Source organism: Oleiphilus sp. HI0132 (assembly GCF_001635845.1).
Map to the genome: position 1 here is coordinate 1 of NZ_LWGJ01000744.1, position 253 is coordinate 253.

1 protein-coding gene is annotated in these 253 nt (G+C 45.8%); it reads left to right on the forward strand.

Annotated features, from left to right (window positions below):
* Positions 1–3 precede the first annotated feature (3 nt).
* A partial coding sequence (gene rpmA, locus A3766_RS08835; RefSeq protein WP_068642097.1) for a 50S ribosomal protein L27 occupies positions 4–253 on the forward strand: 250 nt, incomplete at its 3' end.

Below are 253 nucleotides of genomic sequence, written 5' to 3' on the forward strand. Positions count from 1 at the left end.
ATAATGGCTCATAAGAAGGCGGGTGGTAGTACCCGCAACGGTCGCGATTCGGAGTCGAAACGTTTAGGTGTTAAGCGATTCGGTGGTGAAGTAGTTAAAGCAGGCAACATTATTGTGCGTCAACGTGGTACACGTTTCCACGCAGGCGATAATGTTGGTTGTGGTAAGGATCATACATTGTTTGCAACATCTGGTGGTGTTGTGAAGTTTGTAACAAAAGGTCCTTTGAACCGCAAATATGTGACGGTTGAAG